Source organism: Stenotrophomonas sp. 05N423 (assembly GCF_056397145.1).
This window is the reverse complement of record NZ_JBFTMV010000002.1, coordinates 56,956-80,758: the sequence shown is the minus strand read 5'-3', so window position 1 is coordinate 80,758 and position 23,803 is coordinate 56,956. Positions and strand designations below refer to the sequence as shown.

The window sequence follows — 23,803 nt, the reverse complement described above, 5'->3', positions numbered from 1 at the left end:
GCGTCGCGCGCACTCCATACGGGGGCGAATGCTAGACTCGATCCCCCTTGCACGCCGCCACGCCATGAAAGCCAGCACGTTCCGCCTCGGCATCAACCTCTGGCCGCCGTTCCTGTTCACCGGCATCCACGTCACCGACATCGCCGCCGACTACCGCCATGTGCGCGTCGAACTGCGCCAGCGCCCGTGGAACGTCAACTACGTGGGCACCCATTTCGGCGGCAGCCTGTTCGCGATGACCGATCCGTTCTGGATGCTGTGCCTGCTGCAGAACCTCGGCCGCGATTACTACGTATGGGACAAGGCCGGCGAGATCGAATTCGTCAAACCCGGCAAGGGCACGGTCGCCACCGAATTCCGGCTCGATGAGGCGACTCTCGACGAGGTGCGCGCCGCCACCGCCGGTGGTGAAAAGCACCTGCGCTGGTTCGCCAACGACATCCTCGATGCGCAGGGCGAGGTGGTCGCCCGCGTGCGCAAGCAGGTCTATGTGCGGCTCAAGCCGGAAGCGCGCCAGAACGGGCCGTAGTCGCGGCTTCAATCACAACGGAAGCCCCCCTGCGGTTGTCGCGCGTCAGCGGCTGGACAATGCCTGCGGCAATGGCATCCGCAGCACCTGCCCGTCCTTGCCATAGGCCGGCGTTTCCAGTGCCGTGCCGTCGGCGGAGAGGGTGATGGGGCGGTATGCGCTGCGCAGCCCGGCGGGCAGGTTGTCCACGCGTTCGGCCAATGGTACGGGCGTCCCCTGCACCGCCTGCCCACGCAGCCACAACGCGGCCTGCAGCAACCGCAGTCGCGCGGCCGTGTCCTGCTGTCGCGCCACGTAGCTGGAATAGGCCGGCCCGGCAATGCCACTCAGGACACAGCCCACGGCATTGGCCGCGCATTCCAGCCGCCACATCGACAGCACCGGCGGCGGCGGCAACGTGCGGTCCTCGGCAATGGCCTGCCAGGTTTCCGGCAGGCAGGCCTGCCCCATCGTCTCGGCCACGCGGGCCACGCTCTTGTCGCGGTCGTACAACAGCTTCGCCATCTGCGGCGTGACCCACCCGGGCGCCTCCGGCATCACCTGCGCCGTCCGCGAATAGCTGCTGCTGACCATCGTGAATTCCCCCTGCATGCTGGCGCAGTTACTGGCTTCCTGCGGCGTCAACGGCGCCAGCGCAGGGAAGCACGCGGCCGGTATTGGCGCATCCACCGGCAGCTCGGCCAGCACATCGGCGAACAGCTCTGCATTGGCGGCCAGCATCGCGCCGCCGACCATGCCGGTGAGCAGGTTGTCGCCGTGGTCCAGGAGCATGCGCCCGGTACCGGCATCACGGCACAGCCCGGCCAGTGCGCACTGGCTGTCGCCCTGCACGTGGGCCAGCGCGTGCGCTGCTAGTGGCACAAACAGCGGCCGCATGGCCGGCACCGGCGTGGCCGCATCCGGCGGCAGCGGCGATCGGTAGTGGCCATGCGCGGCCAGCTCGTCCATCTGCGCCAGCACGGTGGCCTGCGGCAGCAAGGCGTCGGCTACGGCCTGCGGTTGCCCACGCACCCGGTCCAGGCAGCCCGTGGCCTGCCTGCACAGCACCGGATCGAACGACAGGGCGTTCTCCCCGGCGCCAAGCTGCGGCCGGGCTTCCATCGTTGCCTCATCCCATCCGCCAACGCGTTGGGTGTGGGCGATGAAACCGGCATGCCATGCGGCGTATTCGGCCACGTGGGCATCCACCTGCGCCTGCCGCTGCTCGCGTGCCCCTTCCATACCCAGCGTGGCAAGCGTGGCGTACGCATTGCTGCCTGGCATGTCGCGCGGCGCCTCCAATGCCACCAGCGCGCGCTTCTGCGCCGCCGACGGCGGCAACAGCCTCGAGAGCAGCATGATCGCCCCCATCAGTAACAGCAGCCCGGCCAGGCTCCCGACCAACCATCGCAATGCCTTGCCCATCGCTCCTCCCTGGATTCGTGCCACCCTCCACCACGGGACGCGCGGCCAAGGACTGTTACATATACGGCAACACAGCGGCGCGCAATCGCCATGCTCCGCAACAGCCGGCGACGCTACAATCCGCACATGTCGCCCGAAGCTTCCACCGCGCCCCACCGCCCCTCCCTGCAGCGCCTGTTCCTGACCGGATTGCTGACCCTGCTGCCGATCTGGCTGACCTGGGTGGTGATCAAGTTCGTGTTCGTGCTCCTGTCCGGCATCAGCAGTCCGCTGGTGGTGCCATTGTCCGAGCGCATCGCCGCGTACTTTCCCCATTACCTGGGCTGGGTGCGGGTGGAATGGATGCAGGACGTGTTCGCCCTGCTCGCCACGCTGCTGGTGATCCTGATGGTCGGCGCGCTCAGCCGCCGCGTGATCGGACAGCGCCTGCTGCGCTGGTTCGGCGCGGTGATCCGGCGCATCCCGCTGGCCAGCGTCATCTACGACAGCGCCAAGAAGCTGCTGGACATCCTGCAGACCCAGCCGGGCAGCACCCAGCGCGTGGTGCTGATCGACTTCCCGCACCGCGACATGAAGTCGGTGGGCCTGGTGACTCGCGTCATCCGCGAACACGGCACCGGCCGCGAGCTGGCCGCGGTGTATGTGCCGACTACGCCCAATCCGACGTCCGGCTACCTGGAAATCGTGCCGGTGGAACTGCTTACGCCCACCGACTGGACCGTGGACCAGGCCATGAGCTTCATCATCTCCGGCGGCGCGGTCGCCCCGGAAAGCGTGCCGTTCACCCGCGCCGGCGAGCGCTGAAACCCCGGCGACGCAACGCTCCGCCGCAGCCATGGCATCGACCATGGCTGTACGGCGCCGTTCCACGGCGCCGCGCTGTCTGGCCGTATCCGGCAATATCGGGCAAGCTCCCGGGCTTGTGCGTTTCCGGAATCACCGATGTCCTCCAGCCCGCTTCGCTTTCTCGCGCTTGCCATAGCGACCCTTCTGACGTTCTCCGCTGCGGCGCCCGCCGAGGCCGCGAAGAAGAAGAGCCAGCGCCCGACCGCGACGCAATCCCGCACCGCCAAACCCAAGGCGCGCAGCGGCAGGCCCGCGGCGCGGCCGGCCACCCGCCCGGCCCGCGCACCGCTGCCCATCACGCAGGACAACGCCAGCCGCCTGAACCGGATCTACGATGAATACTGGGACGCCTCGATGCGGCTGAATCCGCTGCAGGCCACCTTCCAGGGCGATCCGCGCTTCAACGACCAGCTGCCCAATTTCCTGTCGCCGGCCTCGCGCCAGCAGGCGCACGACTTCATGGTCGAATGGCAGGGCAAGGCCGAGGCGGTGGGCAAGGAGGGCCTGCAGGGCCAGGACCTGCTCAGCTACGAAATCTTCGTGCGCGACGCGCACATCTCGCTGGCCGCCGAGCAGTACCCGTCGTGGATGCTGCCGATCAACCCCTACAACAACCTGGCCAGCATCATCGCGGTGCTCGGCTCCGGCGCCGGCGCGCAGCCGTTCCGCACGGTGAAGGACTACGAGAACTGGTCGCGCCGCTCGCTGGCCGTACCGGCGCTGTTCGACCAGGCCATCGCCAACATGCGCGAAGGCATGGCCGCCGGTGTGGTGCAGCCGCGCGCGCTGATGGAGAAGGTGCTGCCGCAGCTGGACGCGGTGATCAAGCCCAGCGCCGAGGAGAGCATTTTCTGGGCGCCGGTCCGCAACATGCCGGAAGACTTCTCCGCCGAGGACCGGGAACGGCTGACCGCCGAGTACAAGCGCATGATCGAGTACCGGCTGCTGCCGGCCTACCGTGCGCTGCGCGGTTTCATCGCCACCCAGTACCTGCCTGCCGCGCGCGTCACCGATGGCCTGGGCGCCCTGCCCAACGGGCAGGCCTGGTACGCACACACCATCGCCAGCCTGACCAACTCCTCGCGCACGCCGGCGGAAATCCACGAACTCGGCGAGCAGGAGGTCAAGGACCTGCAGGAGCGCATCGCCGGGGTGATGAAGGAAGCGAAGATCCGCGGGTCGGCGCAGAAGACCTTCGCCGCCATGCGCAGTGACCGCCAGTTCACCTTCCGCGACGAGAGCGCATTGCTTGCGCGCTACCGTGAGGTCGGCCAGCAGGTGGATGCGGCACTGCCGGCGCTGTTCGGCACCCGTCCCAAGGCGGCGCTGGCGATCCAGCCGGTGCCGGCCGAACATGCGCTGACCGCCAGCGCCGCCAGTTACCAGCCGCCGTCCTCGGCCGACGGCAGCCAGCCCGGCGTGCTGCAGGTCAACACCCGCGACCTGCCCTCGCGCAAGCGCTGGGCAGTGCCGATGCAGTACCTGCACGAAGGCATCCCCGGCCACCACCTGCAGTTGGGCCTGCAGCAGGAACTCTCCACCCTGCCGCGCTTCCGCCGGCTCGGCGGCGACGTCGCCTTCGTCGAGGGCTGGGGCCTGTACGCGGAATCGCTGGGCGATGAAATGGGCATCTACCGCGATCCCTACGACCGCCTCGGCTACCTGCAGACCACCCTGCTGCGCACCGTGCGCCTGGTCGCCGACACCGGCCTGCACGCGGCCGGCTGGAGCCGCCAGCAGGCGATCGACTACATGGTGAAGAACGCCGACCTCAGCGCCGCCGACGCCGCCGCCGAAGTCGAACGCTTCATGGCCCTGCCCGGGCAGACCCTGGCCTACCGCGTGGGCGAGATCAAGATCCGGCGCCTGCGCGAGAAGGCGCAGGCCGCGCTGGGCCAACGCTTCGATCCGCGCGAGTTCCACAAAGAGGTCTTGAAGGACGGCTCGATGCCGTTGGATATTCTGGAAGCCAAGATCGACCGCTGGATCGCCAGCAAGAACAACTGACCCCGCCCAAGGAGCCGCCATGTTGCCGTGGATGTCCCGACTCGCCCCGCTGTGCCTGTTCGCGTTCTCCACGGCAGCCGCCGCTGCCGCGCCACCCGATGCCGGCATCGACGGCCTGATGCAGCGCTATGACGGCCGCGTGCCCGGTGCCGCGGTGCTGGTGCTCAAGGACGGGCAGCCGGTGTTCCGGCGCGGCTACGGGCTGGCGGTGGTCGAGGACGGCACGCCGGTCTCGCCGGCGACCAACTTCCGCCTGGCCTCGGTGAGCAAGCAGTTCACCGCCGCCGCCATCCTGCTGCTGGCCGAGGACGGCAAGCTGTCCATCGACGACCCGCTGAAGAAATGGCTGCCCAGCCTGCCGGCGGTGGCCGACGCGATGACCCTGCGCCACCTGCTCAGCCACACCAGCGGCCTGCTCGATTACGAAGACCTCATGGATCCGGCCGACACCCGCCAGGTGCACGACATCGACGTACTGCACCTGCTGGAGAAGGAGAACCGCACCAACTTCGCGCCGGGCAGCGACTACCGCTACAGCAACAGCGGCTACGCGCTGCTGGCGCTGGTCGTCGGCAAGGCCTCGGGCAGCGACTTCGCCAGCTTCCTGCGCCAGCGCATCTTCCTGCCGCTGGGCATGGACGCCACCTTCGCCCACCAGGACGGCGTGGACGAAGTGCCCACCCGCGCCTACGGCTACAGCGAGATCGACGGCCGCTGGCAGCGCACCGACCAGAGCACCACCAGCGCCGTGCTCGGCGACGGCGGCATCTATTCCTCCATCGACGACCTCGCCCGCTGGGACGCCGCGCTGTACGACGAACGCCTGCTGCGCCGCGATTCGCTGCGGCTTGCCTTCAGCCCGGCGACGAAAACGCCGGAACCGGACGTGCCGTATTACGGCTTCGGCTGGCGCATCAACGGCGACGCGCTGTGGCACAGCGGCGAGAGCATCGGCTTCCGCAACGTGATCCTGCGCTACCCGAAGCAGAAGCTGACGGTGATCGTGCTGACCAACCGCAACGATCCGGAACCGTACCCGCTGGCCCTGGAGATCGCCCGGCGCTGGCAGGAAACGAAATGATGAAGCTGCTGCACGGCATCCACCATGTCGCGCTGATCGCCTCCGACTACGCGCGCTCGCGCGATTTCTACACGCGCATCCTCGGGCTGGAGGTGGTCGCCGAGCATTTCCGCGCCGAGCGCCAGTCGTGGAAGCTGGACCTGCGCCTGCCCGACGGCGGCCAGCTGGAACTGTTCTCCTTCCCCGCACCGCCGCCGCGACCCAGCCGCCCGGAAGCGCGCGGCCTGCGCCATCTCGCCTTCCGCGTCGCCGCACTGGACGCGGTCGTGGCCCACCTGCAGGCCGAGGGCGTGGCCTGCGAACCGGTGCGCGTGGACGAATACACCGGTCGCCGCTTCACCTTCTTCGCCGATCCGGACGACCTGCCGCTGGAGCTGTATGAGAGCCAGGAGTGAGTGAAGAAGGGCGGGACGGGGGGAAAACGGAAACCCGCGATGCCGTTGCTTTGGCCGCCATGCGCTTCTCGCTCCTCTCCACTCGCTCCTGACTCCCCCCACCCTTCCGTACCTCCACGAATGGAGCTACATTCGGCTGCAACCCGGCTCTGCCGGCCACCGAACACCCGCCCTGGGAGGGGACACATGCGCAAGACCTTCAAGACCCTGTTGCTGGCCCTGCCGCTGGCCATGGCCGGCATCACCGCCGCGCAGGCCGACAACACCAGCGCCGAAGGCCGCTGGCGCCAGATCGACCCGGATACCCACCGCGCCAAGTCCATCGTCGAGATCAGCCGCGCCAGCAATGGCAGCCTGCACGGCCGCATCGTCGAACTGCTCAACCCCAGCCGTCCCAATCCGACCTGCGACAAGTGCAGCGACGACCGCAAGGACAAGCCGATCACCGGCATGGAGATCATCCGCGACATGCGCGCCGACGGCGCCGGCAAGTGGAGCGGCGGCAACATCCTCAAGCCCGACGAGGGCAAGGTCTACAAGTCGAAGATGGAGCTGATCGAGGGCGGTGCCAAGCTGCAGGTTTCCGGCTGCATCATGTTCATCTGCAAGTCGCAGACCTGGGAACGCATGTAAGACACGCTTTCCACCTGTTGCTCCCGCAAAACCCGGCCAAGGCCGGGTTTCGCCTATCCGGCGGGCGGTATTCCGGCCGCCGCGGCGCGGCATGCGATAATCCGCGGTCCCCCTGTTCTCCCCAACGGCCATGACCCGTACCGCGCTCGTCACCAACGCCCTGCCCTACGCCAACGGCCCGCTGCACCTGGGCCACCTGGTCGGCTATATCCAGGCCGACATCTGGGTACGCGCGCGCCGGCTGATGGGCGGCAAGGTCTGGTACGTCTGCGCCGACGACACCCATGGCACGCCGATCATGCTGGCCGCCGAGAAGGCCGGGGTGTCCCCTGAAACCTTCATCGCCAACATCCAGGCCAGCCATGAGCGCGACTTCGCTGCCTTCGGCGTGGATTTCGACCATTACGACTCGACCAACTCGGCCGCCAACCGCGAACTGACCGAAGCGCTGTACAACAGGCTCGACGCCGCCGGCCACATCAGCCGCCGCTCGGTGGCGCAGTTCTACGACCCGGCCAAGGGCATGTTCCTGCCCGACCGCTACATCAAGGGCACCTGCCCGAAGTGCAAGTCGCCCGACCAGTACGGCGACAACTGCGAGGTCTGCGGCGCCACCTACGGCCCGACCGACCTGATCGATCCGAAGTCGGTGGTGTCCGGCGCAACGCCGGAGATCCGCGATTCGGAGCACTACTTCTTCGAAGTGGGCCGCTTCCAGGACTTCCTGCGCGACTGGCTTGCCGGCGACGTCGCCCTGCCGGGCGTCAAGGCCAAGCTGGCCGAATGGCTGGACGCCGAAGGTGGCCTGCGCGCCTGGGACATCTCCCGCGACGCGCCCTATTTCGGCTTCGAGATTCCCGGCGCGCCGGGCAAGTACTTCTACGTGTGGCTGGACGCGCCGATCGGCTACCTGTCCAGCTTCAGGAACCTGTGCGCGAAGACCGGCGACGATTTCGACGCGGTGCTGGCCGCCGGCAGCGACACCGAACTGCACCACTTCATCGGCAAGGACATCGTCAACTTCCATGGCCTGTTCTGGCCGTCGGTGCTGCACGGCGCCGGCCTGCGCGCGCCGACGAAACTGCACGTCAACGGCTACCTGACCGTGGATGGCGCCAAGATGAGCAAGTCGCGCGGCACCTTCGTCATGGCCCGCACCTACCTGGACGTAGGCCTGGCACCGGAAGCGCTGCGCTACTACTTCGCCGCCAAGTCCTCCGGCGGCGTGGACGACCTGGACCTGAACCTGGCCGACTTCACCGCGCGGGTGAACGCCGATCTGGTCGGCAAGTTCGTCAACCTCGCCAGCCGCTGCGCCGGGTTCATCAGCAAGCGCTTCGACGGCCGCCTGGCCGACGCGCTGCCGGACCCGGCCCAGTACGACCGCTTCGTCGCCGCGCTGGCGCCGGTGCGCGAGGCGTACGAGCGCAACGACCCGGCCGCCGCGATCCGCCTGACCATGGCGCTGGCCGACGAAGCCAACAAGTACATCGACGACACCAAGCCGTGGGTGATCGCCAAACAAGAAGGCGCCGATGCCGAACTGCAGGCCGTCTGCACCCAGGGCCTGAATCTGTTCCGCGTGCTGGTCGCCGCGCTCAAGCCGGTGCTGCCGGCCACCGCGCAGCAGGCCGAAGGCTTCCTCGATGCGCCGATGCACGGTTGGGACGACATCGCCCGGCCGCTCACCGCCCACACCATCGCCACCTACGTGGCGCTGTTCACCCGTATCGACCCCAAGATGATCGACGCCATGACCGACGCCTCCAAGGACACCCTCGCCGCCGCGCCCGCCGCCGACGCCAAGCCGGCCAAGGCCGAAAAGCCTGCGAAGGTCGAAGCGAAGGCGGAGGCCAAGGCCGAAGGGGAAGCGCCCGCGTACATCGGCATCGACGATTTCGCCAGGCTCGACCTGCGCATCGGCAAGGTGCTCGAATGCGGCTTCGTCGAAGGCTCGGACAAGCTGCTGCGTTTCCTGCTCGATGCCGGCGACCTCGGCCAGCGCCAGATCTTCTCCGGCATCCGCGGCAGCTACGGCGAGCCGGAAAAGCTGGTCGGCCGCAGCGTGGTGTTCATCGCCAACCTGGCGCCGCGCAAGATGCGCTTCGGCCTGAGCGAAGGCATGATCCTTTCGGCCGGCTTCGATGGCGGCGCGCTGGCCCTGCTCGACGCCGACAGCGGCGCGCAGCCGGGCATGCCGGTCCGCTGACACCAGCCGCCATGCGGCTGATGCCCCATGGCCTGCCCACGCAGACCATGGCCCCCGCTCCCCGCCCGCCATTCCCCCGCCGCTTCGCGGCCGCCCCCTTCACCTGAGGGGGCCCTATATCGGCACTGGAACAATGGAACTGGCGCTGTTCGATTTCGACCACACCATCACTGTCTGCGATACCTACAGCCGCTTCCTGCGGCGCGTGGCCACGCCCGAGCAGCGCGCGCAGGCCTGGTGGCGGGTCGGGCCGTGGCTGCTGGCCTTCCGCCTGAAGCTGATCTCGGCCGAGCGCATCCGCCGCCGGGTCACCGCGCAGGTGTTCACCGGCCGCCATGCCGGCGAGATCGCGCAGATGGCCGCCGACTACGCCCGCGAGCACCTGCCGGGCATGATGCGCCCGGAGATGCTGGAGCAGATCCAGTGGCACAAGGCGCAGGGGCATACCGTGGCGGTGGTCTCGGCCTCCATCGACCTGTACCTGCAGGCGTGGTGCGACGCGTGGGGCCTGCAGGTGATCTGCAACCGGCTGGAAGTGCAGGACAACCGCCTGACCGGCCGCTACGCCGACGGCGATTGCGGCCCGCGCAAGGTGGCGCATATCCGCCGGCTGTTCGATCTGGGTGCCTTCCGGCGCATCCACGCTTATGGCGACAGCCGCGAGGACAAGGCGATGCTGGCGCTGGCGCACGAGCGCTGGTACCGCGGCAAACTCGTCTCCTGACTCCCGCGCGACCGTACTCCACTCCACGCATGCAAGACACACGGCAAAAACTGATCGAACGCCTGGACCGGGTGCTGCCGCAGACCCAGTGCGGGCAATGCGGCTACGAGGGCTGCCGCCCGTACGCCGAAGCAATGGCGCGCGGCGAGGCGGGCATCGACCATTGCCCGCCCGGCGGCGATGCTGGCGCGCGCACGCTGGCACGCATCCTCGACGTGCCGGCGCGGCCCTTCGACCGCAGTCGCGGCGAGCACAAGCCGGCGCAGGTGGCGGTCATCATCGAGGCCGACTGCATCGGCTGCACCAAGTGCATCCAGGCCTGCCCGGTGGACGCCATCGTCGGCGGCGCGAAGTACATGCACACCGTGCTGGCCGACCTGTGCACCGGCTGCGAGCTGTGCATCCCGCCCTGCCCGGTGGACTGCATCGTGCTGGAGCCGACGCATCCCTAGAAGCGCCGGCGGCGGGCGCTGGCGCGCGGCGTGGCTCCCTGCATGCTGGCAGGAGCGCACTTCAGTGCGCGAAGGGGCTTTACCGGGAAGGCCCCTTCGCGCACTGAAGTGCGCTCCTACAAGTGCGCTCCTACGGCCCGTGCCGCGCTTAAGGCAGCCGCTGCAGCTCCCACGCGCGGTGGATGCGCGCATTGCGTTCGAAATCCGGACCGATGGTCTTGGCGCTGATCTCGCGGCAGCGTGCGAACTCGGCGATCGCGTTTTCTTCCAGCTTGAAGCGGCGGAAGTTGTTGGAGAAATACAGCACCCCGCCCGGCGCCAGCCGCGCCACCGCCGCGCGCAGCAGGCGCAGCTGCTCGCGCTGCACGTCGAAGTCCTCGGCGCGCGCGGAATTGGAGAAGGTCGGCGGGTCGCAGAAGATCACATCGAACTGACCCCGTTCGGCCTCCAGCCACTGGATCGCATCGGCCTGCACCAGCTGGTGGCGGCTGCCGCCCATGCCGTTCAGGGCCAGGTTGTCGGCGCACCACTGCAGGTAGGTGCCGGACAGATCGACGCTGGTGGTCGAGGCCGCGCCGGCCACCGCTGCTTCCACGCTGGCCACGCCGGTGTAGCAGAACAGGTTGAGGAAACGCTTGCCGCGCGCCTGTTCGGCCATGTGCCGGCGCAGCGGGCGGTGGTCCAGGAACAGGCCGGTGTCCAGGTAATCGAACAGATTCACCCGCAGCAGCGCTTCGTTCTCGCGCACCAGGATGAACTCGCCGCGCTGTTCGAAGCGGCCATACTTGCTGCCGCCCTTGCCACGCTCGCGCGATTTCAGCGCCACCTGCTCGGCCGGTACCTCGAACACCTCGCGCGCGGCGGCCAGCAGTTCGTTGCGGCGGCGGCGCACGTCGGCATCGGGAATGGCGGCCGGCGCGGCATATTCCTGCACGTGCAGGAAAGTGCGGCGCTTGCCGCCGTCCTCCTGGTAGACGTCGATGGCCGCCGCGTACTCCGGCAGATCGGCATCGTAGGCGCGGAAGCAGCTCACGTTCTCCCGCGCACGCCAGCTCTTGAACTTCTTCAGGTTCTTGCGCAGGCGGTTGGCCACCATCTGCGCGCCCTCGCTGAGCTCGCGCGGCCGGCCATCGTCCGCGCGACCGGCCACCGCGATGGGATCGCAGACGATCAGCGTGCACTCGATGGCGCCGTTGAACAGCTGGTAGGTCCTGCGCGCGCGCAGGCCGGTAGCGAAGGCCAGTTCGGCATTGCCGCACAGCAGGCTGGCGCGCCATTGCGGCACCGCCTGCTTGAGCGCGTCGCCGAGACGACGGTACAGCGCGGCGTCGGCGGCCAGGCGTTCGTCGTAGGGCGGATTGCAGACCACGCAGCCGGTTTCCTGCGGCGGCACCTGCACATCGGCCACGTCGCGCACGCCGAACCAGATCGCTTCGCCGACGCCGGCCTCCTCCGCGTTCTGTTTTGCCGCGCGGATCGCCTGCGGGTCGAGGTCGCTGCCGTGGATGACCTGTTTCAGCGCGGCGCGGCCGATGCGCTCGCGCTCGCGCGCTTCGGCGGTCAGTTCGCGCCACTGCACCTGGTCGAAGCCGCGCCAGCGGCTGGGCGGAAGGCTGCCATGGCGCTGCAGGCCGGGGGCCACGTCGGCCGCCATCAGCGCGCCTTCGATCAACAGGGTGCCGCCGCCGCACATCGGGTCGAGCAGGCCACCACCTTCGGCATGGATCTTCGGCCAGCCGGCGCGCAGCAGCACCGCGGCCGCGAGGTTTTCCTTCAGCGGCGCGTCGTTCTGCGCCAGCCGCCAGCCACGCTTGTGCAGCGAACCGCCACCGAGGTCGATGGAGATCGTGGCTCGCCCCTTGCGCAGCGACAGGTTGATGCGCACATCCGGCAACTCGACGTTCACCGACGGCCGCTCCAGGCCTTCCCCGCGCAGGCGGTCCACCACCGCATCCTTGATCCGCTGCGCCGCGAAGCGCGCGTGGGTGATGGCGGTACCAGAGACATGCGCATCGACCGCCAGCGTCAGCTCGGCATCGAGATGGTCTTCCCACGGCATCGCCAGCACGCCGTGGTACAGCGCGGTCTCGTCGGGACAGTCGAATTCGGTCAGCGGCCACAGCACGCGGCTGGCCAGGCGCGACCACAGCACCACGCGCTGCGCGTCGCGCAGTTCTCCTTCGGCATTGACCCCGGCGATGGTGGCGGTGGCCCTGGACAGGCCCAGCGCCAGCAGTTCGTCGGCCAGGAGGTACTCCAGGCCCTTGGCGCAGGAAACGAAGAATTTCACGGGGTGACGATCACAGAAGGCGGGCGCGATGCCGGGGCGCGTATTGTACGTGGCCGGCCCTGCCGTGCCCGGCGGACATTGCCGATGCAGCCCCCCGCGTGGCGTTGCCCCGCCCTACAGTGTCTGCAGCAGGGCCTCGAATTCCCGCGTCGAGGCCTGGACATGGTTCTCCAGTCGATGGCCGTCGTCGACCAGCAGCAGGCGCGCGGCGCGGGCCTGCGCCCAGTCGATGACCGCGGCGGGCGGAATCAGCTCGTCGCGCCAGGCATGGACCACGCTGGTCGGCACCGGCGCCGCGTCCAGCGCCGGCATCGGTCCCATCTTCGTTGGCGGCACCATCAGGAACAGCCCGCGCACCGGTACGTGCAGCGAGGCGATGGCAGAGATATAGGCACCCAGGCTGGAACCGGCCAGCACCACCGGGCCGCGCGCGGCGGCCTCGCCGGCCAGGCGGATCAGGCGTTGCAGGCGCCCGGGCACGTCGCCCACCTCGCTGATGTCGCGACGGGCATCCAGATCGGTGTAGTCCGGGCGCTCATGGGTCCAGCCCAGGCGCTGCGCCACGTCGGCCAGCGCGGTGACCTTGGTCGCCTCGGGACCGCTCTCGAAACCGTGGGAAAGAATGCAATGGCCGCGGCTCATCGGACACCGTGAAACGAAGCGGAACGGGGCGGCAATGCTAGCATCCGCCGATGCACGCGATGCCCGCCATCCACCTCGAGCCCCTGCCCTACGAGCCGCTGCTGCCGCTGCGCGAGCCGGTGGCGATCGACCTGGTGGTGATCCACTGCACCGAGCTGCCGGACCTGGCGATGGCGCGCGAATACGGCGAGCGCGTGCTCTACGACAGCGGCACCGGCAACAGCGGCCACTACTACATCGATCGCGACGGCAGCATCCACCAGTACGTCGCGCCCGAGCGCAGCGCCCACCACGTACGCGGCATCAACCCGCGCGCGCTCGGCATCGAACTGGTCAACACCGGCCGCTATCCCGACTGGCTGGATTCCCGCCACCAGGCGATGGATGAGCCGTATCCGCAGGCGCAGATCGCCGCGCTGGTCGCGCTGCTGCGCTGGCTGCCGCAGCGCCTGCCGGCACTGCGCTGGGTCGCCGGCCACGAGGACCTGGATACCGAACAGGTGGCGGCCAGCGACGCCCCATCGCTCAAGGTGCCGCGCAAGCGTGATCCGGGGCCTCGGTTCCCGTGGGACGACGTGCTGGCCGCCATCCCGCTGCAACGCCTGCCGGAGCACCCGTAGCGGCGGCGTCAACTGCTCCTGCGGCTGCGGCTACGACCGCTCCACCGGGCGCGAGGGATCGGACGACCAGCCGCTCCACGAATCGGCGAATACCCGCGCGCCAGGCAGGCCGGCGATCTCGAAAGCCAGCAGCAGATGGCAGGCGGTGACGCCGGAGCCGCACATCATCACTGCCTCGCCCGGCGCACGCGCACCCAGCAGCGGTTCCAGTTCGGCACGCAGCTCCGCGGCGGGTCGGAACCGGCCATCGCGCAGGTTGAGCGCGAACGGGCGGTTGAGCGCACCGGGCACATGGCCGGCAACGCGGTCCAGCGGCTCGACCTCCCCGCGATAGCGCTCGCCGGCGCGCGCGTCGATCAGCCAGCCCGGCGCCTGCGCCAGGCGCGCGGCGATTTCGTCGGCACTGGCGACCTGGTCCAGATCGAAGCGCCCCGGATACGGCGGCAGCGGCGGCACCTGCGTCTCATCGGCCACCAGCGGCTGCCCGGCGGCCTGCCATGCCACCAGCCCGCCATCGAGCACCGCGACCTTGCGGTGGCCGATCAGCCGCAGCAGCCACCACAGCCGCGCCGCCGCCATGCTGCCATCGCCGGCGTCGTAGACCACCACCTGCGTGTCCGGGCCGATGCCCCAGCGCCCCAGCGTGGCGGCGAAGGCATCGCTGTCCGGCAGCGGATGACGGCCGTGGCCCTGCCGCGACAGGTCGGAAAGATCGCGGTTGAGATCGGCGTACACCGCGCCGGGCAGATGCCCCGCCGCGTACTGTGCCGCGCCGGACTGTGGATCGGCCAGCGAGAAGCGCGCGTCCACCAGCCGCGTGGCGGTGCTGGCGGTGGCGCGCGCATCGACCAGGCGCGGCGATGTGGAGGCAAGGACTGCGGCAAGCGAGGCCGCGTCCACCAGCGTGGTCCACGGCGGGTCGATGGCATTCATGGGGTCTGCTCCAGTCGGCGACGCAGGTTGTAGAGGATGGCCGCGGTCGCGCCCCAGATGCGCTGGCCCGGCCAGGTGTATTCGAGTACGTGGCGGACGCGGCCGCGGTGGTCGATCTCGACCTGGCGCAGGTTGTCCGGATCCATCAGGAAATCCAGCGGCACCTCGAACACTTCGGCCACTTCCGACGGCTCCGGCACCGGCACGAACGCCGGGTCGATCACCGCCACCACCGGCGTGACGCGGAAGCTGGAAATGGTGACGAACGGATCGAGATAACCCAGCGCCTGCACCCGCTCATGCGGCAGCGCGATCTCCTCGCCACTCTCGCGCAGCGCCGCCGCCACCGGGTTGCGGTCGCCCGGCTCGATGCGCCCGCCGGGAAAGCCGACCTGGCCGCCATGGTTGCGCAGCGTCTCGGTGCGGCGGGTAAGCAGCACCTGCACGCCCTGCGGGCGCGGCACCAGCCCGGCCAGCACCGCCGCCTCGGCCGGCGGGCCGGGCGGCAGCAGGTCAGCCAGTTCGCTGTAGTTCCAGCCCTTGTCGGTAGGCGCGGTGGCCAGCGGATTCAACGCGCGCAGCAGGCGCTCATGGCCCGGCAGCGCGGCGGCCAGCGAGCCGGCTTCCAGCGCGCGCGCCGGCAACACGTCCCGCATCAGGTGCTGGCGGTGCTGCTCGCTCATGCGCATCCAGCCGGCGATCTCGTCGCCCGTGCGCAGGCAGCCGCGGCAGCGGCCGGCGCCATCCAGCGAGCAGATTCCGATGCAGGGACTGGAAATGGCACGGCGTACGGCATCCATCGGTCACGACACTCCCAAGCCTACTGCAATCGTCCCCGACGCGATGGCGCCGCATGGACGGGCCTGTCGCCATGGAACGGCCGGCCGCACAAACGAAAAACGCGCCGGTGGAGGCCACCGGCGCGTCGTTCCGTCACTTGCTGGTTACTTGACGCTGACCAGCTTGATTTCGAACTGCACGGCCACGTTCGGCGGGAACGGGGTGCGCGGATCGGCGCCGTAGGCCTTCTCCGGCGGCAGGGTGACTTCCCACTTGGCGCCGGTCGGCATCTGCAGCAGGGTCTCGCGCATGGCCGCCATTTCAACTTCGCTGACCTTGATCGACGGGATCTGCTGGGCCGGGCGGGCCTCCTGCGGACGCTGGCCATACGGGAACGGACCGGCCACTTCCAGCGCGACGGTGCTGGCCTGGGTCGGCTTGGCGCCGGCGCCGGCTTCGATCACGCGGTACTGCACGCCGCTGGGCAGGGTCTGCACGCCGGCCTTGGCCTTGTTGGCGGCCATGAACTGGTCGCTGCGGGTCTTGTTCTCGGAAGCGGCCTTCTCGTACTCGGCCTTGGCGGCTTCGGCACGACCCTGCTCGCGGCGCTGGAACGCCTCGACAGCCGGCTTCAGCTGGTCGCTGGTGATCGCCGGCTGCTTCTTCGCATAGGCGTCCTGCAGGCCCTTGACCACCGAGGCGATGTCCAGCTGTTCGCCGCGGCCGGTGAGCTCGGCCAGGTTGTTGCCGTAGTCGTATCCGAAGTAGTAGCTCAGCTTGCCCTTCTCGGACGAAATGTCCTGGGCGATTGCAGTGCCGGTGAGGGCCAGAGCGGCCACGGCGACCGCGATAGAACGCAACTTCATCAAACAGTTCTCCAGGAAAGATGTCTCAGGGCAACCATGCCGCTAGAGGCGACGGGTTAGGATAGCCGCCACAACGGCGGACCGCCACTGACGACAAGGGCTTCTGACCAACGGTCGTGGCCGGAGTTCCCCGATTACTTTTTCTTAACTTTTTCCTGGAGTCCGCATGTCCGACGCACCGGTTTCGATCAGCACCCGTGATGGCGTCCGCACCCTCACCGTGCAGCGCCCGGAAAAACTCAACGCGCTCAACCGCCAGACCCTGGAAGCGCTGGACGCGGCCTTCGCCGAGGCCGCCCAGGCCGGCGACGTGCGGGTGGTGGTCCTGACCGGTGCCGGCGCCAAGGCCTTCGTGGCCGGGGCCGACATCGCCGAGATGAACAGCCTCACACCGGTGCAGGGGCGCGATTTCTCCCTGCTGGGCCAGCGCCTGATGCGGCGCATCGAGCGCCTGCCCAAGCCGGTGATCGCCATGGTGAATGGTTTCGCCCTGGGCGGCGGCCTGGAACTGGCGATGGCCTGCCACCTGCGCATCGCCGCCGACAGCGCCAAGGTCGGCCAGCCAGAGATCAACCTCGGCCTGATCCCGGGCTTCGGCGGCACCCAGCGCCTGCTGCGCCTGGCCGGCCGTGCAGCGGCACTGGAGCTGTGCCTGCTGGGCGCGCCGATCGACGCCGCCCGCGCCCAGCAGCTGGGCATCGTCAACCGCGTGGTGCCGGCCGCCGAACTGGAGGCGGAAACGCTGAAGATCGCCACGCAGCTGGCGAACGCCGCACCGCTGGCGCTGCGCGGCACCCTCGACGCGGTCAACGTCGGCGGCGAATGCGCCATCGAAGAAGGCCTGGAGTACGAAAGCGCCCAGTTCGGGCTGATGTTCTCCACCCAGGACATGCGCGAAGGCACCAGCGCCTTCCTCGAACGCCGCAAGCCGGAATTCCGCAACTGCTGATCTACGCCGCGATGCCCGTTCCCTCCATATCCCCCCTCCTGCTGTTGCAGCACGTGCTGGACGACGATCTGGACGCCGCGCTGGATGCCGGCCTGATGGACTACGTGCCCCAGCCCGGCGACGCGACGCTGGACCCGCGGCAGCCGGACCTGCCACGACTGCTGGCACAGGCGCAGCAGCGCCTGCGCGGCGCCTGGGCGGCGCGCGAACGCCATCGCGCCCGCAGCGTGCGCCTGGCGCGCCGCGCGGCCGAACGCGAGGCACGGCGCGCGCCGCCGCCGGCTCCCGACCGCAAGCCCGCCCTGCCCCCGGCCGCGGCGGCCATCCTGGCCCGCGCCCAGGCGAAAGCCAGGAACGAGTGAAGAGGATCGAGTGAAAGCAAAGGCCGAAACAAAAGCGGGCGCCAAAGCAGCGAAAAACGTGAAGAAACAGCGCTCTTCTCCCGTTCCTCGTTCCTCTCCGCTCGTTCCTGTTTCCAAACGCATGACCCGCGAGCAGGTGCGGGAGATGTTCACGCGCCTGCGCGAACTGAATCCGCATCCGACCACCGAACTGGAATACAGCACGCCGTTCGAGCTGCTGGTGGCGGTGACGCTGTCGGCGCAGGCCACCGACGTGGGCGTGAACAAGGCCACGCGCAAGCTGTTTCCGGTGGCCAACACCGCGCAGGCCATCCTTGCCCTGGGCGAGGATGGCCTGAAGCCGTACATCTCCACCATCGGCCTGTTCAACGCCAAGGCGAAGAACGTGATCGCCGCCTGCGCGATCCTGGTCGAAAAACATGGCGGTGAGGTGCCGGCCGACCGCGCCGCGCTCGAAGCCCTGCCCGGGGTCGGCCGCAAGACCGCCAACGTGGTGCTCAACACCGCCTTCGGCGAACCGACCATGGCGGTGGACACGCACATCTTCCGCGTCTCCAACCGCACCGGCCTGGCGCCGGGCAAGGATGTGCGCGCGGTGGAGGACGGGCTGTTGAAGGTGATTCCCGAAGAATTTCTGCAGGATGCGCATCACTGGTTGATCCTGCACGGCCGTTATGTGTGCAAGGCACGCAAACCGGACTGCGCACAGTGCGTGATCCGCGACCTGTGTCATTACAAGGAAAAGACCGCTGCCTGACGCGTCGGCACTGCCTGCCGCAGGCGCGGCTTCGACACAATGGCGCCGATCCGCCACTACGGGCCGGCGCGCAAACCGGATTGCCCACACACAGTGCGTGATCCGCGACCTGTGTCATTACAAGGACAAAACCGTCGCCTGATGCGGCGGCATGGCCAGCCGCGGACGCGGCATCGACCCCGATGGCGCCGATCCGTCGCTGCGGGCCGGCGCGCAAACCGGACTGCCCACAATGTGATCCGCGACCTGCGCCGTTACCGCGCTCCCGGCCTTCCGCAGGGGCGGCGATGGTGAAACGAAGACGGCGGGCCGAAGCCCGCCGTCGCATGCATCACACCGGGGAACGGAACCTTAGAACTTCAGGTCGCCCCAGATGCCCAGTTCCTTGGTCTTGGTCTGCGACGGGCTGGCCAGCGAACCCACGGTGGCATCGGTGTCCTTGTACACCGCGGCCAGCTTGAAGTTCTTCAGCACCGGGTACTCGACGCCGACGTTCCAGTATTTGTCCTCGCGGAACGGGTTGAGCGTCTTGCTGGTGTCGGTGTTGTCATAGCGGCCGAACACGCTGACGTCGCCGTTGGCGGTCTGCGCCAGGCGCACGCTGCTCCACAGCGACCAACCGGTGGCCTTGTCGCTGACCGGCGAGGCGACGGTCTGCTGCACCTGGCTCAGGTTCTTGGCGGTGAAATATTCGCCACCCAGGCGGAACACCGGGCCGGCATAGGCGACCATCACGTCGCCGCGGCTGTAACGCTTCTCGGCGCTGTTGGTCTGCTTGTCCTGGCCGAGGTAGCCGCTGTAGCCGCCCAGGGCGACCGCGAATTCCGGGGTGATTTCCCATGCCAGGCGGCCTTCCACGTCCACGCCCTTGCTGCGGCTCGGGTTCTTGTAGCCGGCACCGTTGACCACGGACACGGCGTAGTTGATGCCCTGGCCCAGGTCGCCGCTGGCGTGCACGCCCCAGTCGGCCGAGTTGGCGTACTTCAGGCGGTCGGTCAGGGTGTTCTCGACATAGCGCATGCCGTAGTACTTCTCGACATAGCCGGTCCACGGCATGCCCGCCGCACCGATCTTCAGCACGAAGGCCGGATCGAACGTGCCCTGCACGTAGGCGTTCTTGACGAACAGTTCGGTGTTGCCGATGGCCGAGCTGTACTGGAAGTCGGTGGTCAGGTTGGCCGACCAGATGTCATTGAACTTGTGGTCGACGGTCAGGTAGAAGCGCTTGACATCGAAGCCGGTGCCGGTGGCGTCGGTCTTCTTGCCGTTGGTCTTCTGGTCGATGCTGCTGACATCGAAGAACATGCGGCCGCCGATCTTGTTGTCGTTGACCAGCTTGGCCAGCTTGTCGACGCTGGTCTGCGTCTTCTGCGCGCCTTCCAGAGCCTGCGCCTGGGTGACGTTCACTTCCGACTGCGCGTCGGACTGGGCCTGCAGCGATTCGGACTGGGTCTGCAACTGCTGCACCTGCGCCTGCAGGGCGGCGATCTGCGCCTGCAACTGTTCGATCTGCGCGGGAGTCACGGCGGGGCCGGCGGCGAAGGCCGGCGCCGAGGCCAGGCCGAGGCTGGCGGCGACTGCCAGGGCGAGCGAATGGGAACGCATCGGGGATCTCTCCAAGGGATGTGGAAGGGCTTCAGGTGGACGCCCGCCCAGCACGATCGCCGGACAAGCGTTTTGCGAAGATTCCGTTAACCACATGACAGCAATGCGACAACGCGATGACGTTGTGGCGACAGCGGCGAAAGGGCGCGACTGTCATCGAATCGTCATCGCCGGGTCGCAAAAGATTCATGGTCAGCCCCTGCAATAGCGGTCTGCCGGCCAGCGCCGGTCACCATTACCCTCAGGAGCCACACCGCGATGTCTTCCTTCAAACTCCGCCTGCTCACCGGCGCCGCCATTGCCTCGTTCGCCCTGGCCGCGCAGGCCGCCGATATCACGGGCGCAGGTGCGTCGTTCGTCTTCCCGGTGATGTCCAAGTGGTCGGCCGACTACGCCACCGCCACCGGCAACAAGGTCAACTACCAGTCCATCGGTTCGGGCGGCGGCATCGCCCAGATCAAGGCCGGCACCGTCGACTTCGGTTCGTCCGATGCGCCGCTGAAGTCCGAAGACCTGGCGTCCTCGGGCCTGGCGCAGTTCCCGTCGGTGATCGGCGGCGTGGTGCCGGTGGCCAACGTGCCGGGCCTGCAGCCGGGCGCGCTGAAGCTGGATGGCCCGACCCTGGCCAACATCTTCCTGGGCAAGATCAGCAAGTGGAACGATCCGGCCATCGTCGCGCTGAACGCCGGCCTGGCCCTGCCCGACCTGAAGATCACCGTCGTGCACCGCTCGGATGGTTCGGGCACCAGCTTCAACTACACCAACTACCTGTCCAAGGTCAGCGCCGACTGGAAGAGCCAGGTCGGCGAAGGCACCACGGTGCAGTGGCCGGTCGGCATCGGCGGCAAGGGCAACGAAGGCGTCGCCGCCTACGTCAAGCAGATCCGCGGTGGCGTCGGCTATGTCGAGCTGGCCTATGCGCTGCAGAACCGCCTGGCCTATGCGCAGATGAAGAACGCCGCCGGCCGCTTCGTGCAGCCGGGCGACGAGACCTTCGCCGCCGCGGCCGCCAGCGCCGACTGGGCCAACGCCCGCGACTTCAACCTGGTGATCACCAACGCCCCGGGCGCCAATGCCTGGCCGATCACCGCCACCAACTTCATCCTGGTGCGCAAGCGTTCCAAGGCGGGCAGCCTGAAGAACACCACCGACTTCTTCCGCTGGGTCTACAGCAGCGGCAAGAACCAGGCCAAGTCGCTGGACTACGTCCCGCTGCCGGACACCCTGGTCCGCCAGATCGAGACCTACTGGAACCAGCAGAACCTGAAGTAATCAGGCAAAGAGCCGGCGGGTCCCTCTCCCTCGTCGCCTCGGGCGCGGATCAAGTGATCCGCGCCTTTTTTTATTGGAACGGGAAGCGGGAACGGGGAAGCGCGAAGTGATGGTGCGCCCGGGGCGTCGACCTGTGGAACGCGGCATGTCCGCGATTCGAGGCTCCTGCGAAGCCCCCCTTTCCCGCTCCCGCCTCCCCTTCCCCGCCCGATGTAATCAGGCTGTAACAAAAACATCATTTCATAGCCGCATCCGCCGGCGACGCCGGCACTTCTCCCGCCATGGAGCTCCCATGAAACTGCACACGACCGGCCTTGCCGCCCTTTCCCTGGCCATCGCGCTGGGCCTGTCGGCCTGCGGCGGCAAGAGCGATTCCGCCGCTTCCAGCCCGGAGTCCACCACGGCATCGGCACCGGCCGCCGGTGACAAGGTCGCCGCCGAGATCTCCGGCGCCGGCGCCTCGTTCATCTTCCCGCTGGTCTCCAAGTGGTCGGCCGACTACAACGCCGCCACCGGCGCGAAGATCAACTACCAGTCCATCGGCTCGGGCGGCGGCATCGCCCAGATCAAGGCCGGCACCGTCGACTTCGGCTCGTCCGACAAGCCGCTTTCCTCCGAGGAACTGGCCCAGGCCGGCCTGGGCCAGTTTCCGTCGGCCATCGGCGGCGTGGTGCCGGTGGTGAACCTGGAAGGCATCCAGCCGGGCCAGCTGCGCCTGAGCGGCGCGCTGCTCGCCGACATCTTCCTGGGCAAGATCAAGACCTGGAACGACAAGGCCATTGCCGCCGCCAACCCGGGCGTGACCCTGCCCGACACCAAGATCACCCTGGTGCACCGCTCCGACGGTTCGGGTACCACCTTCAACTTCTCCAACTACCTGTCCAAGGTCAGCGGCGAGTGGAAGGACAAGGTCGGCGAAGGCACCTCGGTGCAGTGGCCGGACGGCGTCGGCGGCAAGGGCAACGAAGGCGTTGCGTCCTATGTGCAGCAGATCAAGGGCGCGCTCGGCTATGTCGAGCTGGCCTATGCGCTGCAGAACGGCATGCCGTATGCGTCGATGCAGAACGCCGCCGGCAACTGGGTGCAGCCGACCGCCGAGACCTTCGCCGCCGCTGCCGCCAGCGCCGACTGGGCCAATGCCAAGGACTTCAACCTGGTCATCACCAATGCCCCGGGCGAACAGGCGTGGCCGATCACCGCGACCAACTTCATGCTGATGCACAAGCAGCCCAAGGACGCCAAGCGCAACCAGGACACGCTGGCCTTCTTCAAGTGGGCGTTCGAGAACGGCCGGCAACAGGCCAACGACCTGCACTACGTGCCGCTGCCGGCCGAACTGGTGACGCAGATCGAGGGCTACTGGGCCAGCGAGTTCAAGTGACCGGGACCCCGTGAGAGGACGCCGCGCCCGCCGGGCGCGGCGCTCCGCACCGCCTCCCGCCGCCCTCCCCCACAGGCCATGCCGCTGCCATGAATGCCACCGCATCGTCCCTCGCACCGCCCACCTCGCGCGACCTGCGCGACGCCCGCAACGACCGCCTGTTCCGCGGGTTCCTGATCGTCACCGTCGTACTGGTGCTCACCGCACTGGCCTGCGCCGCGCTGTCGATGCTGTGGGGCGGACGCCATGCCCTGCAGGAGCAGGGGCTGAGCTTCTTCTACACCGCCGACTGGAATCCGGTCGAGAACCGGTTCGGCGCGCTGGCGCCGATCTACGGCACCCTCGTCACCGCCGTCATCGCCATGCTGATCGCCGTGCCGGTCAGTTTCGGCATCGCCTTCTTCCTGACCGAAGTCGCCCCGCGCTGGCTGCGCGGCCCGGTCGGCACCGCCATCGAACTGCTGGCCGGCATCCCGTCGATCATCTACGGCATGTGGGGCCTGTTCGTGCTGGTGCCGGTGATGACCGAATACGTCACCCCGTTCCTCAACGACTATCTGGGCGAGCTGCCGGTCATTGGCCCGCTGTTCCAGGGCCCGCCACTGGGCATCGGCATGCTCACCGCCGGCTTCGTGCTGGCAATCATGGTGATCCCCTTCATCTCCTCGGTGATGCGCGAAGTGTTCCTCACCGTGCCGACCCGGCTGAAGGAATCGGCCTACGCGCTGGGCTCGACCAAGTGGGAAGTGAGCTGGGACATCGTCCTGCCCTATACCCGCTCGGCGGTGATCGGCGGCGTGTTCCTCGGCCTCGGCCGCGCCCTTGGCGAAACCATGGCGGTGGCCTTCGTGATCGGCAACAGCGTGCGCCTGACACCCTCGCTGCTGGAGCCGGGCACCACCATCGCCGCACTGATCGCCAACGATTTCGGCGAAGCCACCGAGACCTACCGCTCGGCCCTGCTGCTGCTCGGCTTCGTGCTGTTCATCGTCACCTTCGTGGTACTCGCCATCGCCCGCCTGATGCTGCTGCGCCTGTCCCGCAAGGAGGGCAACTGATGTCCGCC

General features: G+C 68.4%; 23 protein-coding genes. 16 read left to right on the top strand and 7 right to left on the bottom strand.

The annotated features are described in order from the left end of the window. Positions 1 to 64: 64 nt before the first annotated feature. Positions 65 to 529 carry a DUF4442 domain-containing protein gene (locus AC1DGW_RS04245; protein ID WP_478019781.1) on the top strand — a complete coding sequence of 155 codons (465 nt, stop codon included), beginning with the start codon at positions 65 to 67 and terminating at the stop codon, positions 527 to 529. Positions 530 to 574: 45 nt separating this feature from the next. On the opposite strand, the gene AC1DGW_RS04240 is transcribed toward AC1DGW_RS04245, so the two are convergent. Next, positions 575 to 1,867, bottom strand: coding sequence for a hypothetical protein (locus AC1DGW_RS04240; protein WP_478019777.1), 1,293 nt, complete (start codon positions 1,865 to 1,867; stop codon positions 575 to 577). 192 nt (positions 1,868 to 2,059) lie between these two features. Between AC1DGW_RS04240 and AC1DGW_RS04235 the strand changes: the two genes are divergently transcribed. The 8 genes from AC1DGW_RS04235 to rnfB all read left to right on the top strand — a co-directional run bounded on the left by AC1DGW_RS04235 (position 2,060) and on the right by rnfB (position 10,280). Continuing rightward, positions 2,060 to 2,737, top strand: coding sequence for a DUF502 domain-containing protein (locus tag AC1DGW_RS04235; protein WP_478019775.1), 678 nt, complete (start codon positions 2,060 to 2,062; stop codon positions 2,735 to 2,737). Between the two features lie 138 nt (positions 2,738 to 2,875). Then, entirely contained in the window at positions 2,876 to 4,786 is a 1,911-nt protein-coding gene (locus AC1DGW_RS04230; protein WP_478019772.1) for a DUF885 domain-containing protein, read from the top strand. Between the two features lie 31 nt (positions 4,787 to 4,817). Then, entirely contained in the window at positions 4,818 to 5,867 is a 1,050-nt protein-coding gene (locus AC1DGW_RS04225; RefSeq protein WP_478019769.1) for a serine hydrolase domain-containing protein, read from the top strand. Further along, complete coding sequence (gene gloA2 / locus AC1DGW_RS04220) at positions 5,867 to 6,262, top strand: SMU1112c/YaeR family gloxylase I-like metalloprotein (RefSeq protein WP_478019766.1); 396 nt, start codon at positions 5,867 to 5,869, stop codon at positions 6,260 to 6,262. Before AC1DGW_RS04225 ends, gloA2 begins: the two co-directional genes overlap by 1 nt. A 186-nt stretch (positions 6,263 to 6,448) precedes the next feature. Further along, positions 6,449 to 6,895 carry a DUF2147 domain-containing protein gene (locus AC1DGW_RS04215; protein ID WP_478019764.1) on the top strand — a complete coding sequence of 149 codons (447 nt, stop codon included), beginning with the start codon at positions 6,449 to 6,451 and terminating at the stop codon, positions 6,893 to 6,895. 130 nt (positions 6,896 to 7,025) lie between these two features. Continuing rightward, positions 7,026 to 9,104: a methionine--tRNA ligase gene (gene metG / locus AC1DGW_RS04210; RefSeq protein ID WP_478019762.1), complete on the top strand. Its 2,079-nt coding sequence runs from the start codon at positions 7,026 to 7,028 to the stop codon at positions 9,102 to 9,104. Positions 9,105 to 9,237: 133 nt separating this feature from the next. Then, entirely contained in the window at positions 9,238 to 9,828 is a 591-nt protein-coding gene (locus AC1DGW_RS04205) for an HAD family hydrolase (RefSeq protein ID WP_478019760.1), read from the top strand. Positions 9,829 to 9,857: 29 nt separating this feature from the next. Next, complete coding sequence (rnfB, locus tag AC1DGW_RS04200) at positions 9,858 to 10,280, top strand: Rnf electron transport complex subunit RnfB (protein ID WP_478019758.1); 423 nt, start codon at positions 9,858 to 9,860, stop codon at positions 10,278 to 10,280. 148 nt (positions 10,281 to 10,428) lie between these two features. On the opposite strand, the gene rlmKL is transcribed toward rnfB, so the two are convergent. After that, positions 10,429 to 12,570 carry a bifunctional 23S rRNA (guanine(2069)-N(7))-methyltransferase RlmK/23S rRNA (guanine(2445)-N(2))-methyltransferase RlmL gene (gene rlmKL, locus AC1DGW_RS04195; protein ID WP_478019756.1) on the bottom strand — a complete coding sequence of 714 codons (2,142 nt, stop codon included), beginning with the start codon at positions 12,568 to 12,570 and terminating at the stop codon, positions 10,429 to 10,431. 114 nt (positions 12,571 to 12,684) lie between these two features. Beyond that, positions 12,685 to 13,212: a hypothetical protein gene (locus tag AC1DGW_RS04190; RefSeq protein WP_478019754.1), complete on the bottom strand. Its 528-nt coding sequence runs from the start codon at positions 13,210 to 13,212 to the stop codon at positions 12,685 to 12,687. A 50-nt stretch (positions 13,213 to 13,262) separates the two neighbouring features. Between AC1DGW_RS04190 and AC1DGW_RS04185 the strand changes: the two genes are divergently transcribed. Beyond that, positions 13,263 to 13,832 (top strand): N-acetylmuramoyl-L-alanine amidase, encoded by a 570-nt coding sequence (locus tag AC1DGW_RS04185; protein WP_478019752.1) that lies wholly within the window; start codon positions 13,263 to 13,265, stop codon positions 13,830 to 13,832. 30 nt (positions 13,833 to 13,862) lie between these two features. On the opposite strand, the gene AC1DGW_RS04180 is transcribed toward AC1DGW_RS04185, so the two are convergent. The 3 genes from AC1DGW_RS04180 to AC1DGW_RS04170 form a co-directional block, all read right to left on the bottom strand. Continuing rightward, complete coding sequence (locus AC1DGW_RS04180) at positions 13,863 to 14,765, bottom strand: sulfurtransferase (protein WP_478019750.1); 903 nt, start codon at positions 14,763 to 14,765, stop codon at positions 13,863 to 13,865. Then, on the bottom strand, positions 14,762 to 15,565 hold the full coding sequence (locus AC1DGW_RS04175; protein WP_478019747.1) for a CoA pyrophosphatase: 804 nt from the start codon (positions 15,563 to 15,565) through the stop codon (positions 14,762 to 14,764). Before AC1DGW_RS04175 ends, AC1DGW_RS04180 begins: the two co-directional genes overlap by 4 nt. Positions 15,566 to 15,709: 144 nt before the next feature. Beyond that, complete coding sequence (locus AC1DGW_RS04170; RefSeq protein ID WP_478019745.1) at positions 15,710 to 16,411, bottom strand: FKBP-type peptidyl-prolyl cis-trans isomerase N-terminal domain-containing protein; 702 nt, start codon at positions 16,409 to 16,411, stop codon at positions 15,710 to 15,712. A 166-nt stretch (positions 16,412 to 16,577) separates the two neighbouring features. On the opposite strand from AC1DGW_RS04170, the gene AC1DGW_RS04165 reads away from it, so the two are divergent. The 3 genes from AC1DGW_RS04165 to nth all read left to right on the top strand — a co-directional run bounded on the left by AC1DGW_RS04165 (position 16,578) and on the right by nth (position 18,479). Further along, positions 16,578 to 17,360, top strand: a complete 783-nt coding sequence (locus AC1DGW_RS04165) for an enoyl-CoA hydratase/isomerase family protein (protein WP_478019743.1) — start codon at positions 16,578 to 16,580, stop codon at positions 17,358 to 17,360. An 11-nt stretch (positions 17,361 to 17,371) separates the two neighbouring features. After that, positions 17,372 to 17,722: a hypothetical protein gene (locus AC1DGW_RS04160; protein WP_478019741.1), complete on the top strand. Its 351-nt coding sequence runs from the start codon at positions 17,372 to 17,374 to the stop codon at positions 17,720 to 17,722. A gap of 121 nt (positions 17,723 to 17,843) precedes the next feature. After that, positions 17,844 to 18,479 (top strand): endonuclease III, encoded by a 636-nt coding sequence (gene nth, locus AC1DGW_RS04155; RefSeq protein WP_478019739.1) that lies wholly within the window; start codon positions 17,844 to 17,846, stop codon positions 18,477 to 18,479. Between the two features lie 351 nt (positions 18,480 to 18,830). On the opposite strand, the gene AC1DGW_RS04150 is transcribed toward nth, so the two are convergent. After that, positions 18,831 to 20,084 carry a porin gene (locus AC1DGW_RS04150; RefSeq protein ID WP_478019737.1) on the bottom strand — a complete coding sequence of 418 codons (1,254 nt, stop codon included), beginning with the start codon at positions 20,082 to 20,084 and terminating at the stop codon, positions 18,831 to 18,833. 258 nt (positions 20,085 to 20,342) lie between these two features. Between AC1DGW_RS04150 and pstS (AC1DGW_RS04145) the strand changes: the two genes are divergently transcribed. From pstS (AC1DGW_RS04145) to pstC, 3 genes are all read left to right on the top strand, one after another. After that, positions 20,343 to 21,356: a phosphate ABC transporter substrate-binding protein PstS gene (gene pstS, locus AC1DGW_RS04145; RefSeq protein ID WP_478019735.1), complete on the top strand. Its 1,014-nt coding sequence runs from the start codon at positions 20,343 to 20,345 to the stop codon at positions 21,354 to 21,356. A 292-nt stretch (positions 21,357 to 21,648) separates the two neighbouring features. Continuing rightward, positions 21,649 to 22,737 (top strand): phosphate ABC transporter substrate-binding protein PstS, encoded by a 1,089-nt coding sequence (gene pstS / locus AC1DGW_RS04140; RefSeq protein ID WP_478019733.1) that lies wholly within the window; start codon positions 21,649 to 21,651, stop codon positions 22,735 to 22,737. Between the two features lie 89 nt (positions 22,738 to 22,826). Then, the gene (pstC, locus tag AC1DGW_RS04135) at positions 22,827 to 23,795 is read left to right on the top strand and encodes a phosphate ABC transporter permease subunit PstC (RefSeq protein ID WP_478019731.1); all 969 of its coding nucleotides are present in this window, start codon (positions 22,827 to 22,829) and stop codon (positions 23,793 to 23,795) included. Positions 23,796 to 23,803 lie beyond the last annotated feature (8 nt).